Below are 15938 nucleotides of genomic sequence, written 5' to 3' on the forward strand. Positions count from 1 at the left end.
GTAGCCTGGAAGCATGCCCCGTTCCCGTCGCCTCGCTGTCCTCGCCGGGGCAGTGACCCTCACCGCGGTGCTCGCCGGCTGCTCGACCACCGTGCACCTCGAGCCTGCAGCCGATGCGAACAATCCGGCGTGTGCGAACGTCTCGGTGCTGCTGCCGGAGTCCGTCGGCGGACTCGATCGCGTCTTCACCGACGCGCAGGCGACCGGTGCCTGGGGCGACCCCACAGTCGTGCTGCGGTGCGGTGTCGAACCCCCTGCGCCGTCGGCCCTGGTGTGCACGACCCTCGGCGGCGTCGACTGGCTCGTGCTCGACCAGGAAGAGGACCGTCAGCGCCTCGTCACCTTCGGTCGCGACCCCGCGGTGGAAGTGACGATCCGCCGTGGCGAACAGATCGACTTCCAGGCGATCGTCGACAAGATCTCGGCGAGCATCCAGTCCGGGCTCCAGCCGGCGACCGGACAGTGCACGGACCGCGTCGAGTTCCCCGCGGGCTGACCGCCCCCGGGGAACTCCGATCTCAGCGGCGCAGGCCCGCTTCGATGAGCTCGGTGATGAGATCGCCGTAGCTCAGGCCCGATGCGACCCAGCACTTGGGGAACATCGAGATCGGGGTGAATCCCGGCATCGTGTTGAGCTCGTTGACCACGAGTTCACCCGACGGCGTCAGAAACATGTCGACACGAGCGAGGCCTCGTCCGTCGACAGCCTCGAACGCGCGGACGCCGATCTCCTGGATCGCTGCGCACTCCGCATCCGTCACCTCGGCCGGACACACGACGTCCACGCCGTCACCGCCCAGGTACTTGCCCTCGAAATCGTAGAAGCCCCGCGACGTCAAGACGATCTCGCCGGGCAGCGAAGCCTTGACTCCGTCAGCGGTCTCGAGCACCGCCACCTCGATCTCGCGCCCGCTCACCCCGGTTTCGATCAGGACCTTGTCGTCTTCGGCGAAAGCCACCGCCAGAGCCGCGTCGAGCTCGTCGGCGGTCTTGACCTTGGACACTCCGACGCTCGAGCCCGCACGGGCGGGCTTTACGAACACCGGGAGGCCGAGTCCCGCAGCACGCGCACGCACGTCTGCGGCACTGCGGTCCCAGTCCTTTCGGCGCACCGTCACCCACGGCGCGACCGCGATGCCGGATGCCTCGAGCGCGATCTTCATGAAGTGCTTGTCCATGCACAGAGCGGAATCGAGGACACCGCCTCCGGCGTAGGGGACCTCGAGGGTGTCGAAGTAGCCCTGGATCGTGCCATCCTCCCCGTGGGGTCCGTGCAGGATGGGCAGGACGACGTCGATCTCCCCCAGCCCCTCGAAGGTGCCATCGGCGTGCACGACCCGCAACGTGCGGTCGCCACCGGGCTCCGGCCACAGCACCCGAGTGCCGTTGTCGACGACTTCGGGGAGGTGCGCGGCATCGAGCGGGAACTTCGCCGGATCGTCGTCCTCGAGGACGAACGCTCCTTCACGGGTGATCCCGACGGGGATCACGGCGTAGCGGTCGCGGTCAATCGCGCCCAGCACGCCCCCCGCCGTTGCGGAGCTGATCGAATGCTCGCTGGAGCGCCCGCCGAAGAGCACCACCACCGTCTGCTTGTCCATGGTTGGTCCTCTCACCCTGCGGGGTGTCGTCGTCCGTCGTCAGATGGGGTGCGATGTCTCGCGGATCCATCTTGCCGTCGAGCACCATCTTCACCTGCTCGACGATGGGCATGTCGACCTCGGCTTCGCGAGCGAGCTGCAGGATGGGCGCGACGGAGGCGAGTCCCTCGGCTGTCTGCTGCATCTGCTTCACGACGTCCTGGAAGCTGTATCCCTGACCGAGCAGTCGCCCGGCGGTATTGTTGCGGCTCAGTGGCGACTGGCACGTGGCGATGAGGTCGCCCAGTCCGGCGAGGCCCTGAAGCGTCTCCGGGTGCGCGCCGTTCGCGACCGCGAAGTCGGTCATCTCGACCAGTCCACGGGTGATGATCGACGCCTTGGTGTTCTCGCCGTAGCCGACACCGTCCACGATGCCGATGGCCACGGCGATCAGGTTCTTGAGGACGCCACCGAACTCGGTACCGATCACATCGGTGTTCACGAAGGTACGGAAGTAGCTGTTGCGGGCCGCGCGTGCGACGATCTCCGCCGTCTCCTGGCTGCGTGAGGAGATGACGGCGGCGGTCGGCTGCTCCCGGGCGATCTCGAGGGCGAGGTTCGGCCCCGAAGCCACCGCGATGCGATCGGGGTCACACCGCAGCTCCTGCTGGATCACCTGGCTCATGCGCAATCCGGTGCCGCGTTCGACACCCTTCATGAGGCTGATGATCTTCGCGTCGCTGTCCGCGATCAGCGGCCGCAGAGCTTTCAGGTTCTCGCGCAGCGACTGACTCGGCACGGAGAGATAGACCTGGTCCACCCCCTCCAGCGCGGTCGCGAGCTCGTGGGTCGCCGCCATCGTGCGGGGAAGGTTGATCCCTGGCAGGTAGCGCGAATTGCGCTTGGCCTCGTTGATCTCCTGGGCGAGTTCGGCACGACGCGCCCACATCGTCACCTGGGCGCCCCCGTCGGCGAGGATCTTGCCGAAGGTGGTCCCCCAGCTGCCCGAGCCGATGACGGCGGCCCGTGGGCCTGCTGCAACGGTTCTCTTAGGAGTCAAGGCGCCCGGTCTCCTTCTGCCCATGGCTCGCGGGGTTCCACCGCTCCGCCGGTGCCTTCTCGTCCCGCAGCTCCTCGAGGAGCGCGGTGATCGCGTTCATGAGTCGATTGGTGGCCTCGGTGAGGGCCGCCGGCTCTCCGGCACGCTCGCGCAGATCGGAGACGTCGACCGGATCGCCGATGAGCACCTGGACCGGCTTGCGCAGCGGCCAGAGGCTCAGACCCTTCTGGTAGCGCCCCATGATCGCCTGGGTGCCCCACTGGGCCATCGGGATCAGCGGGATGCCATCGGCGAGGGCCAGGCGTACCGCACCCGACTTGCCGCGCATAGGCCACAGGGCGGGATCACGCGTGAGCGTGCCCTCAGGGTAGACGATCACGCCGCGGCCGTGCTCGACGAGCTCCTCCGACTGCTTCATCGTCTGCCGTGCGGAGGCAGCGGACGAGGTCCGCGCGACCGGGATCATCCCGGTGCGGTGCAGGAACCAGCCCAGCACCGGGACCGAGAAGAGGCTCTCCTTCGCCATGAACCGCGGCGCGCGACCGGAGCGCCACACGGCGACGGCGACGATGAGCGGATCGAACTCGGAGTAGTGGTTCGGCGCCAGGACGTACGACCCCTCCTGGGGCAGCTTCTCGGCCCCGCGGACACGGATCTTCGCGATCAGAGAGACCGGCGGGATGATCAGCGCCGCGAGCGGCCAGAAGATGCTCGGACGCTTCGTCTCCGATGATCGGGACGTCACCGCGGTCACCGGATGACGTCGAAGTCGGCGCCGAGCGCGTCGAGCTTGGCGAGGAACTTCTCGTAGCCGCGGCTGAGGATGTCGACACCCGACACCTTCGATTCGCCGGTGGCCGTCAGTGCCGCGATCACATGGCTGTAGCCGCCGCGGAGATCGGGAACCACGATGTCCGCGCCATGCAGAGGCGTCGGGCCGGTGATGACTGCCGCCTGCTCCAGGTCCCGCCGCGGAACGCGGCGCGGGCCGTCCTGGAGACCACGGGGGTGCACGACGATGTCGGCCCCCATCTTGACCAGGGCATCGGTGAACCCCATCCGATTCTCGTACACGGTCTCGTGCACGACGGAGCGGCCGTGTGCCTGCGTGAGAGCGACGACGAGCGGCTGCTGCCAGTCGGTCATGAAGCCGGGGTGCACGTCGGTCTCGATCACGACGGGCTTGATGTCGCCGTCGCGACGGAAGAGGATGCCGTCTTCCTGGATGTCGAACCAGCCGCCCGCCTTGCGGAAGACGTTGAGGAACGTGAGCATCTCCTGCTGCTTGGCGCCGCCGACGAAGATCTCGCCGTCGGTGGCCAGCGCCGCGGATGCCCACGATGCCGCCTCGTTGCGGTCGAAGATCGACCTGTGGTCGTATCCGCGGAGCTTCTCGACGCCCTCGATCACGATGACGCGGTTCGGCTCGTACGAGATGATGGCGCCCATCTTCTGCAGCACGGCGATCAGGTCCATGATCTCGGGCTCGATGGCCGCGTTGCGCAGCTCCGTCACGCCTTCGGCGCGGACGGCGGTGAGCAGCACCTGCTCCGTGGCACCGACGCTCGGGTACGGAAGGTGGATGTTGGCGCCGTGCAGACGGCTTCCCCCCGTCGAGAGGCGGATGCCGCTGGGCAGCTTCTCGACGATCGCGCCGAACTTGCGCAGAGCGTCCAGATGGAAGTCGATGGGACGATCCCCGATGCGGCATCCACCCAAGTCGGGGATGAACGCCTGACCGAGACGGTGAAGCAGCGGTCCGCAGAACAGGATCGGGATACGCGAGGCTCCCGCGTGGGCGTCGATCTCCTCGAAGTGCGCCGACTCCACATCGCTCGGGTCGAACACGAGCGAACCGGGCTCATCGCCCTCGGATACGCGAACGCCGTGCACCTCGAGCAGCGACCGCACGACGGCGACGTCACTGATCGCCGGCACGTCGCGCAGAGTGCTCACGGTCTCGCCCAGGAGCGAGGCGACCATGGCCTTCGTCGCCAGGTTCTTCGCGCCCTTGACATCGACACGGCCGCGAAGCGGACGTCCGCCTCGGATGGCGAGGACGTCTCCGGTGAGGGCAGGGACTCCGTCCGGAAGAGCGTCGCGCACAGGTGTCGTCATTCGGAGCCTCACTTCATTCACGGATTTCGGGGGCGGGTTGCCCCTGGCTCCCCCGCCCCCACCGTCTTACTGAACGGGAAGGGTTCGGGGCCGCCACGACTCGCGACGGGCCTCGAACTGCGCGATCTTGTCTTCGTTGCGCAGCGTGAGCCCGATGTCATCGAGCCCTTCGAGGAGCCGCCATCTAGTGTAATCGTCGATACCGATGTCGGCCTGGACGTCGCCGATGGACGCGGTGCGCGCCTCGAGGTCGACGGTCATCTGGACCCCGGGATTCCGGTCGATCTCAGCCCAGAACCGCTCGAGATCCTCTTCCGAGATCGTCGCGGCGAGCAGACCCTGCTTGCCCGAATTGCCCCGGAAGATGTCGGCGAAGCGCGGGCTGAGCACGACTTTGAAGCCGAAGTCCCGGAGCGCCCAGACCGCGTGCTCGCGGCTGGATCCGGTGCCGAAGTCGGGTCCGGCGAGAAGCACCGATGCCCCCTGGAAAGGCGCCTGGTTGAGAACGAAATCGGGATCCTGACGCCATCCGTGGAACAGAGCGTCCTCGAAACCGGTCTTCGTGACCCGCTTGAGGAAGACGGCGGGGATGATCTGATCGGTGTCGACGTTCGAGCGCTTCAGGGGCGCCGCGATACCCGTGTGAGTGGTGAACTTCTCCATGATTCAGAACCCTTCCGTGAGGTCGCTCGGGCTGGACAGGGTGCCACGGATCGCGGTGGCTGCGGCGACGAGCGGCGAGACGAGGTGCGTGCGCCCTCCCTTGCCCTGCCGGCCCTCGAAGTTCCGGTTGGAGGTGGACGCACAGCGCTCCCCCGGAGCCAGCTGATCGGGGTTCATCCCGAGGCACATCGAGCATCCGGCGAAGCGCCACTCCGCCCCGAAGTCCTTGATGACCTTGTCGAGGCCCTCCGCCTCGGCCTCCAGCCGCACCCTGGCGGATCCGGGGACGACCATGACCCGCACCCCGTCGGCCTTCTTCTTGCCCTCGATGATCGAGGCGAACGCACGCAGGTCCTCGATACGGCTGTTGGTGCACGACCCCATGAAGACCGCGTCGACCGGCACCTCCTTGAGCGGTGTCCCCGGAGTCAGATCCATGTACTCCAGCGCACGCTCGGCGGCGGCGCGCTCGTTCGGATCGTCGATCTCGGCCGGGTCGGGCACCGAGGCCGAGAGCGAGCTGCCCTGACCGGGGTTCGTGCCCCACGTCACGAAGGGCTCGAGCTGGTCGGCATCGATGAACACCTCGGCGTCGAACGTCGCGCCGTCGTCGGTCGGCAGCGTGCGCCAGTACGCGACGGCCTCTTCCCAGTCCTGTCCCTTCGGCGCATGCGGGCGGCCTTCGAGGTATGCGAACGTCGTCTCGTCGGGAGCGACCATGCCGGCGCGGGCCCCGGCCTCGATGGACATGTTGCAGATGGTCATCCGGCCCTCCATCGACAGGGCGCGGATGGCGCTGCCGCGGTACTCGAGCACGTACCCCTGACCGCCGCCGGTGCCGATCTTCGCGATGACCGCGAGGATGATGTCCTTGGCCGTGACACCGGGGCGGAGCGTCCCCTCGACGTTGATCGCCATCGTCTTGAACGGCTTGAGCGGGAGCGTCTGGGTCGCCATGACATGCTCGACCTCGCTCGTGCCGATGCCGAACGCCATCGCGCCGAATGCGCCGTGGGTCGACGTGTGCGAATCGCCGCACACCACCGTGATGCCGGGCATCGTCAGCCCGAGCTGAGGACCCACCACGTGCACGATGCCCTGTTCGGCGTCGCCCAGCGAGTGCAGACGCACCCCGAACTCGGCCGCGTTGCGGCGCAGCGTCTCGATCTGCGTACGGCTGGTGAGATCGGCGATCGGCTTGTCGATCTCCCACGTCGGGGTGTTGTGATCCTCGGTGGCGATCGTGAGATCCAGACGGCGCAGCGGGCGGTCTTCGCTGCGCAGTCCGTCGAAGGCTTGCGGGCTCGTGACCTCGTGCACCAGATGTAGGTCGATGTAGATGAGATCCGGCTCGCCGTTCTCACCCTTCACGACGAGATGGTCGTCCCAGACCTTCTCTGCGAGAGTTCTGCGGCGTGCGGAATCGGCACCGTTTGCGGGGGTGGTCATTGCGTGTCTCCTGTGGCTGGCGGTTCGGCCCACGATGGACTCCGCGACGAGGAGGGGCTCAGAACGAGGTCTCGTCGCGGCGCCTAAGAAGAAGGAGGACGGCCCGCATGACGTCAGATTACCACCGCTCGGACATGCTCCTCCCCGTCATGACACTCTGTTGAGCACCCCGACCGACCGAGAGGCACCGCATGACCGTCGACTCCGCCCGCTTCGCCACACGAGCGGTCCATGCGGCGAGAACCCGCGAGACTGCGGCGTCGCGCGCGACGCCGATCTACCTGACGGCGGGCTTCGAGTTCGACGACTTCGATCACGCAGCCGATCATTTCCGCACAGGGACAGGCTTCGGATACACGCGCACCGGCAACCCCACGGTGCGCGCGGTGGAACGGCAACTGGCCGCCCTCGAATCGGGAGCGGACGCCGTACTCGTTGCCAGCGGCCAGGCGGCGGTCGCCACAGCCCTGCTGACCGTCGCGGGCGCCGGCGATCACATCGTGTCGTCCACGCACATCTACGAAGGCACCAGGGGCCTGTTCCTCGACAACCTGGCACGGCTCGACATCGAGACGACGTTCATCGACGACATCGCCGATCCGGAGGCCTGGCGCTCGGCGATACGCCCGAACACCCGTGCGCTGTTCGCCGAATCGCTCGCCAACGCGCGCAACGACGTGCTCGACATCGGCACCGTCAGCGGCATCGGCGACGAGCACGCCATCCCGCTCATCGTGGACAACACGCTGGCCACGCCTGCGTTGCTGCGGCCTCTCGAGCACGGAGCGGCGATCGTGGTCCACTCCGCGTCGAAGTTCCTCGCCGGTCACGGTTCCGTGCTCGGTGGCGTGCTCGTCGACGACGGACGCTTCGACGCCGAGCTGGCGGGCCACAACGCCCCCCACCTCGTACTTCCCGGTCGAGGCGAGACGCCCAGTGTCTTCGCGCGACACGGCGGTCGTGCCCGCATCGCGTACGCCAGGGAGTCGGTGGCTCCGCGCTTCGGCGCCTCTCCCTCGCCGCTCAACGCCTTCCTGATCGGACAGGGCGTGGAGACGCTCGGACTCCGGGTCGAGCGTCAGTCCCGCAATGCTCTGCAGATCGCCCGGTGGCTGGAGCAGCACGAGGCCGTCGAGAGCGTGGACTACGTCGGACTTCCCTCCCACCCCGACCACGCGCTCGGGAAGCGCTACCTCGACGGCGGTTCCGGCTCGATCTTCACCTTCACCCTTCGGGGCGGACTCCCCGCAGCGCGCCGCTTCGTCGAGGATGTCCAGGTCTTCACCCACATGACCCACATCGGAGACGTCCGTTCGCTGGTGCTGCATCCGGGGACGACAAGTCATGCGCAGCGCACCGACGAAGAACGCGAGATCCTCGGCGTCGGACCGGGAACCCTCCGCCTGTCGATCGGCATCGAGGACGTCGACGATCTTCTCTCCGACCTGTCTCGCGTGCTCCAGGGTGTGCGGGAGACGGTGGCATGACCCGCCCTCAGCACTTCGGCTGGTTCCTCGCCCGTGGCTTCGGCCCGCAGGGTTGGGGGTATCCGTCGCTCGACTGGGACTACGACTGGACGCGTCCCGAGATCTATCAGGAAGCCGCGCGGACGCTCGAACAGGCCGGGTTCGATCTGGTCATCATCGAGGACGCACCATCTCTGGGATCGCCTTCGACGATCGACCTGCGGGTGCGGCACGCTTTCGGCGGGCCGAAGCATGATCCGCTCCTCCTCGCGCCGTACCTCTTCCAGGCGACCAGGCATCTCGGCGTGGTCCCGACGGTGAATCCCGCCGCCTCCCTCCCCTACACGGCGGCGCGGCAGTTCGCGACCTTGCAGCACCTCAGCGGTCACCGGCTCGGACTCAACGTCGTCACCGACACCGGCAGCGCCCGCCACTTCTCCGACGCGACGCAGCTGGGACACGACGAAGCGTACGACCGCGCCGAGGAATGGCTCACCGGCATCCGCTCGCTCTGGCGCAGCTGGGATGACGGGGCCCTCGTCGCCGACCGCGAGACCGATGTCTTCGCCGATGGCACGCGGTTGCGGGCCGTCACGCACCGGGGCGAATACTTCGCGTTCGACGGACCGCTGAACGCCGTGCCGTTCACCGAGGGGGAACCCGCGATCGTCTCGCCCGGCGGCTCGGGCCGAGGACTCGGCTTCGCCGGTGCGAACTCCGACGTACAGCTGGCGCTCGCCCCCCTGCACGAGAAGTCCGTGCGCGACTACCGCGCCAAGGTGCACGAGGCGGCGGTCGCGAGAGGCCGACGTCCGGACGACATCAAGATCCTCTTCGCCATCCAGCCCGTGATCACGTCGTCGAGCGACGAAGCCGATCGCATCGTCGCGGCCTCTACGCACCCCGACGACGCCGCGCTCGTGCAGATCGCCCGCAAGCAGTCGAGTGATCTCGAGACCGACCTGACGTCACTCGACCTCGACCGGCCGCTCGACCTCTCGATCTTCGGCGCCCATGTCTCGCGGGGCAGCATCCAGCGCCTGATCGGCGACCGCGGGGAGGACGCCCCGCTGCGTGCGCATCTGAGCGCGCTCGCCCGCGCCGGTCGCCTCAAGGATCGCACCGGATTCGTCGGCACCGCCGAGGAGTTCGCAGACCTGATCGAGGAGCTCGGCGACTGGGGCAACGACGGCGTGCTGCTGTGGGGCGACTTCCACCCCGTGACGCTGCACCGGACGCTCGATGAGCTCGTACCCGTTCTGCGTCGCCGCGGGATCCTCCGACGCGAGTACGCAGAGGGTGGCCTGCAGGCGAACCTGCGCGCGTTCTGATCGGCGGTAGGACCGACGGTCACCAGCCCAGGGAACCGGGATCGCCCTTGAAAGGGCCGACGACGGACGAGGTGACCCAGCCGCCGTAAAACCCACCCGGCTGTGGCGTCGCGATCTCGTCGCCCACCGTGCACTCGTCCATCGGGGCCGCGTACACGGCGATCCGATCGGTCAGCGCCTCGAATCCCGGTGTCGGATTCGGATAGTTCCAGGCGGCGCCCCGGCGCACGGTGCCGCCGTTGCGCACGTCGAAGTAGCGGGCCGCGCCCTTGAACTCGCAGAACGATGCGCCATCGGCCTCGACCAGTGCACCGGGGACGAAGTCGGCGATCGGAAGGTAATACACGGGAGGGTGGCTCGTCTCCAGCACGCGCACCGCACGACGGGAATCGGCGATCAGGTCTCCGCCGAGGCGGATCGTGACGCGCTCCGTGACCGGCTCGACGCGCGGGGGCCTCGGGTAGTCCCAGACGGATTCCTGTCCGGCGGCGGGGGCGATGGGGCGAGGTCGACGCATCTGTTCACTTTACGTCTCTCGGTGTTGACTGGTGCCGTGACCGTCATCCCGATGTTCCCCCTCGGCTCCGTGCATTTCCCGCATACGCCGCTCCCCCTCCGCGTGTTCGAGCCGCGCTACCTCACGATGATCGGCCGGCTCCTGGATGAGGAGGACCCTCGATTCGGGGTCGTTCTCATCGAACGCGGTCACGAGGTCGGCGGGGGTGATCGGCGCAGTCGTATCGGGACGATGGCCCGGCTGGTGAACGTATCCGCCGGTGCGGATGCGCTGCTCGCCGTAGCCGTCGGCACCGACCGCTTCGCTGTCGAGGAGTGGCTCGATGACGACCCCTTCCCCCGCGCCGAGGTGACGTCGCTGTCCGCGCTCGAATGGAACGACGAGCTCACTCCGCTCCGCACCGAAGCCGAGGCGATCGTGCGCCGCACTCTCGCACGCGCCCCCGGAGCGCAGTGGGACGCCGACACCGAGATCTCGGACGAGCCGGTCGCCGCGGCCTGGCAGCTCGCGGCGATCGCTCCCCTGGGCGAGTACGACAGATATGCACTGCTGAACTCCACCACGATGGGTGGGCTGCTTCGTCAGATCATCGACCTCACCCTGGACGCCGAGCTTCTGTGGTCACGCGGATGAGAGGAGAGGCGTCCGCTGGCGAGCGTGCCGCCGCCGGCGTCACTCCACGGTGGTGGATCGCCTCGCCACGCGCTTCTCACGGGACGACGCGATCAGGCTTGCGACCGTCGCGATGGTCATCGAGGCCAGGATCACGCCGAGCGAGACCATGTTGCTGATGTCGGGCACCCACTCGACGTGCTCGCCGCCGTTGATGAACGGCAGTTCGTTGACGTGCAGGGCGTGCAGGATCAGCTTGATGCCGATGAAACCGAGGATGACGGCGATGCCGTAGTGCAGGTAGCGCAACCGGTCGAGCAGGTCGCCGAGCAGGAAGTAGAGCTGGCGGAGCCCCATCAGCGCGAAGATGTTGGCGGCGAAGACGAGGAAGCCGTTCGTGGTGATCTCGAAGATCGCGGGGATGGAGTCGATCGCGAAGATCAGATCGGTCACACCGATGGTGATGAAGACGATGACCATCGGCGTCCACATGCGCTTGCCGTCCACCGTGGTGCGGATCTTCGAGCCGTCGTAGGTCTCGCTGATGTCCACCCGGCGACGCAGCAGCCGCACGATGAAGTTCTCACGCTGCACCTCGCCCTCGTGGTCGCCGTCCGGCATGGCCTGGCGGATCGCGGTCCAGATGAGGAAGGCGCCGAAGATGTAGAAGATCGGCGAGAAGTTCTCGACGATCGCGACGCCGGCGAGGATGAAGAGCCCTCGCAGGACGAGCGCGATGATGATGCCGATCATCAAGACCTGCTGCTGCAGCCGTCGCGGAACGGCGAACTGGGCCATGATCAGCACGAAGACGAACAGATTGTCAATGGAGAGGCTGTACTCCAACGCCCATCCGGTGATGAAGTCGCCGGCGTTCTGCCAGCCCCCGACGTTTCCGAGGAGCACAGCGAACAACAGCGCGAGGCCCACGTAGAAGACCACCCAGAGTGTGGATTCCTTCGTCGACGGGATGTGCGGCCGGAGCCGGATGAGGAGCAGGTCGCCGATCAGGATGATCGTGAGGACGATCATCGAGGTGATCTCGAACCAGACGGGAATGTCCAAGGGCGCACTGCACCTTTCGCGGAGGGGTCGGGAATGAGTCGAAAGTCTCTCCCCCGCACTGACGTGCGGCGCGCGCCCGGAGCAGCGATGACGGTGCTCGTGATGACGTTACGCGCGGATTCGGGATACTCCCTCTCGCCCGGGCAATGCTACCGGAGCCTCGGCATCAGCGGGAGCGGATGACGCCCGAATCTTCGCGCCCCACCCGACCCCCGGCTCCCGCATCGAATCTGAGACGATGGGGCGTCGATCGACACTCTCCCTGTGAGAGACACCGAACGGAACCGGGATGCCCCTGCAGACAGATGACCAGAGATGGGCGGCGCAGGCCGCGGCGGGCGACGAGAGCGCCTTCCGCGAGCTGTACCGCACACACGTGCGACCTGTGTACTGGATCGCGCACGGCATCCTCGCCTCGCCGGCCGACGCGGAGGATGTGACGCAGGAGACGTTCGTCGTCGCCTGGCGCAAACTCCCCCGTCTGGAGCTCCAGGGCGAGTCGATCCTGCCCTGGTTGGCCACGATCTGTCGCTTCCAGGCAGCGAATCGAGTTCGCCAACGTCGGAGGGATCAGGCGCACACCGCGGAGGCGGTCGATGAGACCCTGCTGCCGGACACGGTGAGCGTCGAGGAACAGGTCATCACGGCGGAGCTGGCAGCGCGGATCGCGCAGGAGGTGGGCACGTTGAGCGAGCTGGACCGCGAGATCTTCCGCCTGTGCGCGTCGGAGGGCTACGCCTATCAGACGGCTGCCGAAGAGCTCGGGGTGACCCACGCGGTCGTTCGGAATCGTCTCTCCCGAGTGCGCACGCAGTTGCGGGGCGCCGTCACGGAAGCGAGAGACGCATGAACGAACAGACCACCAGCGGCGACCTGCCCGAGCTCTCGGACGAGACGATCTCCCGCATCGAAGACGCGGTCTTCGCCGAGATCGCCACCGAGCGGGCCCCTGCGCACGTCGGGGAAGCGCGATCGCGGACGCGCCATCGGCGTTGGCTCACCGGCGCAGGCATCGCTGCGGCTTTCGTCGTGGGTGTGCTCGTGACTCCGCCGATCCTCGGTGCCGTCGGCGGAGGCACCTCTGTCACGGCCGACGGCGTGAGCACGTCCGGCGGCTCCGTTGCCGATTCCGCTCCTTCCTCCCCCGAGCGGATCACCGGGATCACACCCGAATCGCTGCCCGACGGCGCACTGAGCTCCGGCACGGACGGAACTCTCCCCGGCACGGTGGAGTCCGGCACCGCGGAGGCCGACACCGGACGCCAGATCATCGCCACGGCGCAGGCGACGGTCCAGGTGAAGAGCATTCCCGATGCCGCGACGGCGATCGCCGCCCTGGCGGAGGAGCACGGCGGCTACGTCGAGAGCACGGAGATCGGGAAGTCGATCGCCGCCGACGGCCCCTCCGAGCCGGCCCCCGTTCCCGCCGATTCGGCGTACGGCTGGATCAGCATCCGGGTGCCGTCGGCTGATCTGGTCGACGTGATCGCCGCTCTCGATGACACCGGCGACGTGCTCTCGTCGTCGACGTCGAAGCAGGACGTGACATCGGTCGCGATCGACCTCCAGGCGCGCGTCGACTCCACCCGAGCGTCGGTCGAGCGGCTCACGCAGCTGATGGCGCAGTCGGGAACCGTCGCCGAGCTGATCGAAGCCGAGGTGGCGCTGACAGACCGCCAGGCACAGCTCGAATCGTATGAGCAGCAGCTCGCCGCTCTCGACGATCAGGTCGCCATGTCATCGCTGCAGGTGCAGCTGACCAAGGCGAGCACGCCGACCACCGCCGACCCTGCCGGCTTCGTCGACGGGCTGACGGCGGGATGGAACGGGCTCGTCGTGTCGCTGAACGCGCTGGTCATCGCCCTGGGCTTCCTCCTCCCCTGGCTCGTGATCGCGGGCGCCGTCGTGCTCGTCGTCTGGTTCCTCCGCCGCGCACGACGGAACCGACGCCTCGCCGGCGCGACGACATCAGACGAGACGATCGTCGAAGCCTGACGCGGGCGGTGTCAGGAAGAGGCCGTCTCCCTGTGACGGGAGCTGGCCCCTTCTTGATTTTCCGGCTTATACAAGAACACTTGTGCATCTTGTGAACCGCGATTAGCGTCGTCTGCCGTGGAAGACATCTCCGTGATCACCGCCGTGCATCACCCGCTGCGCCGCCGCATCTACGACTACCTGCTCCTGTACGGCACGGCGCAGGTCACCGCGATCGCCCGCGCACTCGACAGTCAGGTCGGCAGCATCAGCCATCACCTGCGCATGCTCGAGCGCGCCGGTGTCGTGGAACGCGCCCCGGATCCTGCGGGCGACAGACGCACCAGCTGGTGGAAGGTCGCGCGTCGGGGCCTCACCTGGTCGACCGACGACTACGCCGATTCGCCCGCCGATGCCCTGCTCGCCAGAGAGGCCCAGCGACAGGGCATCCGGATGCAGATCGATCGGCTCCAGCGCTGGCATCGCAGTCGCCACGATCCGGCCTTCGCCGGGTACGACGGCTCGAACACCGAGACCACAGCCTGGGCGTCACCCGAGGAACTGCGGGACCTCTCCGCGCGGATCCTCACGACGATCCGCGCGTGGCAGGACGACATCGACCTCGACGATGGCCAGGACCGCGCTCCCGTCTTCGTGTTCGCGCACGCCTTCCCGACGGCGCCGTGATGTCGACCGTCAGCGACCCTGTCGAGATCGTCGCGCCCCCCGCCTTCCGCCGCGATCGCCTGGTGCACGCGTGGATCGGCGTGAAGGCGCTCTCGGATGCCGGCGACGCTCTCTGGACCATCGCCCTCGCCTGGACGGCCGTGCAGGTCGCCTCTCCCGCCGTCGCAGGACTGATCGTCGCCGCGGGAACCGTGCCCCGGGCGGTGATCCTGCTGTTCGGAGGCGTGATCGCCGACCGCGCAGACGCCCGTCGCATCATGCTCGTGTTCAACGTGCTCCGGGTCGGCGTGCTGGTCGCCGTCGCGGTCTGGGTGCTCACGACTCCTCCCTCTGTCGCCGTGCTGCTCTTCGCCGCGATCGCGTTCGGCGTCTGCGATGCGTTCTACGAGCCGTCGGCGGGCACGATCGCCCGCCAGCTGGTCAGAGCCGTCGACCTCCCCAGCTACGGCGCTGCAGCGCAGACGGCGTCTCGGCTCGGCACCATGGGCGGCGCGGCGATCGGTGGATTCGTCGTCGCGCACGCCGGTCTCGCCGGAAGCGCATCCGTGAACGCCCTGACCTTCACACTGGTGGTCGCTTTCATCGCGATCTGGCTGCGCCCCCGCTTCCGTCTCGCCCGTGCGGAGAAGGAGACCGCTCTGCGCGGCATCGCGCGCGGGTTCGCCCATCTCTCCGCGAACCCCACGACCCGCACGCTCGTGATCGCCCTCTCGGGACTGAACCTGGCCGTCGGACCCGCCGTCGGGATCGGGCTCGCCCTGAGGGCGCATGACGAGGGGTGGGGCGCCCAGGCTGTCGGCCTGTTCGAGGCGCTGCTCGGCCTCGGCGCCGCACTCGGGGCTGTGTCGGTGGCGAAGTGGCGCCCGCGGCACGAGGCACGGGCAGGTTTCTGGGCGCTGGTCGTGCAGGGCGCCGGAATCGTGGCGCTCGGCTTCGGGCCGGCATGGACCGTCGGTACCGCCGCCTTCGTCATCGGCGCCACCGCGGGGTACGCATCGGTGCTGCTGAGTGCGACGTTCTCGGCGACCGTCGACACCGCATATCTCGGTCGCATGGGGTCCCTCACCCGTCTCGGCGACGATTGCCTCATGCCGCTCGCGATGGCCGGATTCGGCGCACTCGCCTCCGCGACCGCACTCTGGGTGCCGTTCACCATTTTCGGCGGCGCGATGATGGCGCTGATGATCCTGCCCTTGAGCAATCGGACTTTCCGGGCGATGTCGCTGAAACCCGCAGTCTGAGCGCACGGGCACGTGGACGGCGGAAACAAGAAAGCCCCCGGCGAACCGGAGGCTTTCTCTGTTGTGTGACCCCAGCGGGATTCGAACCCGCGTTACCGCCGTGAGAGGGCAGCGTACTAGGCCGCTATACGATGGGGCCGTCTGGCGAAACGTTTCCGTCGCGCGACAACCGTTC

16 protein-coding genes and 1 tRNA gene are annotated in these 15938 nt (G+C 67.8%); 8 read left to right on the top strand and 9 right to left on the bottom strand.

Features of this window, described 5'->3' with window-relative positions; genetic code table 11:
• Window positions 1-13: 13 nt before the first annotated feature.
• Window positions 14-496 carry a DUF3515 domain-containing protein gene (locus tag GLO27_RS07390; protein WP_021200432.1) on the top strand — a complete coding sequence of 161 codons (483 nt, stop codon included), beginning with the start codon at window positions 14-16 and terminating at the stop codon, window positions 494-496.
• Window positions 497-518: 22 nt separating this feature from the next.
• Here GLO27_RS07390 and GLO27_RS07395 read toward each other — a convergent pair whose 3' ends face one another.
• The 6 genes from GLO27_RS07395 to leuC form a co-directional block, all read right to left on the bottom strand.
• Window positions 519-1601, bottom strand: a complete 1083-nt coding sequence (locus tag GLO27_RS07395; protein WP_167254244.1) for a D-alanine--D-alanine ligase family protein — start codon at window positions 1599-1601, stop codon at window positions 519-521.
• On the bottom strand, window positions 1507-2640 hold the full coding sequence (locus GLO27_RS07400; protein WP_167254246.1) for an NAD(P)H-dependent glycerol-3-phosphate dehydrogenase: 1134 nt from the start codon (window positions 2638-2640) through the stop codon (window positions 1507-1509). The genes GLO27_RS07395 and GLO27_RS07400 overlap by 95 nt, the downstream gene beginning before the upstream one ends.
• The gene (locus GLO27_RS07405) at window positions 2630-3394 is read right to left on the bottom strand and encodes a lysophospholipid acyltransferase family protein (RefSeq protein WP_167254248.1); all 765 of its coding nucleotides are present in this window, start codon (window positions 3392-3394) and stop codon (window positions 2630-2632) included. Before GLO27_RS07405 ends, GLO27_RS07400 begins: the two co-directional genes overlap by 11 nt.
• Window positions 3391-4758 carry a UDP-N-acetylglucosamine 1-carboxyvinyltransferase gene (gene murA, locus GLO27_RS07410; RefSeq protein WP_021200428.1) on the bottom strand — a complete coding sequence of 456 codons (1368 nt, stop codon included), beginning with the start codon at window positions 4756-4758 and terminating at the stop codon, window positions 3391-3393. The genes GLO27_RS07405 and murA overlap by 4 nt, the downstream gene beginning before the upstream one ends.
• A gap of 66 nt (window positions 4759-4824) precedes the next feature.
• Entirely contained in the window at window positions 4825-5421 is a 597-nt protein-coding gene (gene leuD, locus GLO27_RS07415; RefSeq protein ID WP_021200427.1) for a 3-isopropylmalate dehydratase small subunit, read from the bottom strand.
• A gap of 3 nt (window positions 5422-5424) precedes the next feature.
• The gene (gene leuC / locus GLO27_RS07420) at window positions 5425-6870 is read right to left on the bottom strand and encodes a 3-isopropylmalate dehydratase large subunit (protein ID WP_021200426.1); all 1446 of its coding nucleotides are present in this window, start codon (window positions 6868-6870) and stop codon (window positions 5425-5427) included.
• Between the two features lie 191 nt (window positions 6871-7061).
• On the opposite strand from leuC, the gene GLO27_RS07425 reads away from it, so the two are divergent.
• Window positions 7062-8357, top strand: coding sequence for a PLP-dependent transferase (locus tag GLO27_RS07425; RefSeq protein WP_021200425.1), 1296 nt, complete (start codon window positions 7062-7064; stop codon window positions 8355-8357).
• Entirely contained in the window at window positions 8354-9667 is a 1314-nt protein-coding gene (locus GLO27_RS07430) for an LLM class flavin-dependent oxidoreductase (RefSeq protein WP_021200424.1), read from the top strand. Before GLO27_RS07425 ends, GLO27_RS07430 begins: the two co-directional genes overlap by 4 nt.
• Before the next feature lie 19 nt (window positions 9668-9686).
• On the opposite strand, the gene GLO27_RS07435 is transcribed toward GLO27_RS07430, so the two are convergent.
• Window positions 9687-10184, bottom strand: coding sequence for a DUF427 domain-containing protein (locus GLO27_RS07435; RefSeq protein WP_021200423.1), 498 nt, complete (start codon window positions 10182-10184; stop codon window positions 9687-9689).
• 36 nt (window positions 10185-10220) lie between these two features.
• On the opposite strand from GLO27_RS07435, the gene GLO27_RS07440 reads away from it, so the two are divergent.
• Entirely contained in the window at window positions 10221-10817 is a 597-nt protein-coding gene (locus tag GLO27_RS07440; RefSeq protein WP_167254250.1) for an LON peptidase substrate-binding domain-containing protein, read from the top strand.
• A 39-nt stretch (window positions 10818-10856) separates the two neighbouring features.
• Here the strand turns inward: GLO27_RS07440 and GLO27_RS07445 are convergent, their stop codons facing one another.
• Window positions 10857-11861: a TerC/Alx family metal homeostasis membrane protein gene (locus GLO27_RS07445; protein ID WP_021200421.1), complete on the bottom strand. Its 1005-nt coding sequence runs from the start codon at window positions 11859-11861 to the stop codon at window positions 10857-10859.
• 289 nt (window positions 11862-12150) lie between these two features.
• Between GLO27_RS07445 and GLO27_RS07450 the strand changes: the two genes are divergently transcribed.
• The 4 genes from GLO27_RS07450 to GLO27_RS07465 all read left to right on the top strand — a co-directional run bounded on the left by GLO27_RS07450 (window position 12151) and on the right by GLO27_RS07465 (window position 15763).
• Window positions 12151-12711, top strand: a complete 561-nt coding sequence (locus tag GLO27_RS07450; RefSeq protein ID WP_029265475.1) for a sigma-70 family RNA polymerase sigma factor — start codon at window positions 12151-12153, stop codon at window positions 12709-12711.
• Window positions 12708-13856 (top strand): DUF4349 domain-containing protein, encoded by a 1149-nt coding sequence (locus tag GLO27_RS07455; RefSeq protein ID WP_167254252.1) that lies wholly within the window; start codon window positions 12708-12710, stop codon window positions 13854-13856. Before GLO27_RS07450 ends, GLO27_RS07455 begins: the two co-directional genes overlap by 4 nt.
• Before the next feature lie 117 nt (window positions 13857-13973).
• Window positions 13974-14522 carry a helix-turn-helix domain-containing protein gene (locus GLO27_RS07460; RefSeq protein ID WP_021200418.1) on the top strand — a complete coding sequence of 183 codons (549 nt, stop codon included), beginning with the start codon at window positions 13974-13976 and terminating at the stop codon, window positions 14520-14522.
• Entirely contained in the window at window positions 14522-15763 is a 1242-nt protein-coding gene (locus GLO27_RS07465; protein WP_021200417.1) for an MFS transporter, read from the top strand. Before GLO27_RS07460 ends, GLO27_RS07465 begins: the two co-directional genes overlap by 1 nt.
• 66 nt (window positions 15764-15829) lie before the next feature.
• Here the strand turns inward: GLO27_RS07465 and GLO27_RS07470 are convergent.
• Window positions 15830-15902, bottom strand: a tRNA-Glu gene (locus GLO27_RS07470).
• Window positions 15903-15938 lie beyond the last annotated feature (36 nt).

Origin of the sequence: Microbacterium sp. Be9 (assembly GCF_011754135.1) — a bacterium.
GTDB classification, from domain to species: Bacteria; Actinomycetota; Actinomycetes; order Actinomycetales; family Microbacteriaceae; genus Microbacterium; species Microbacterium maritypicum_A.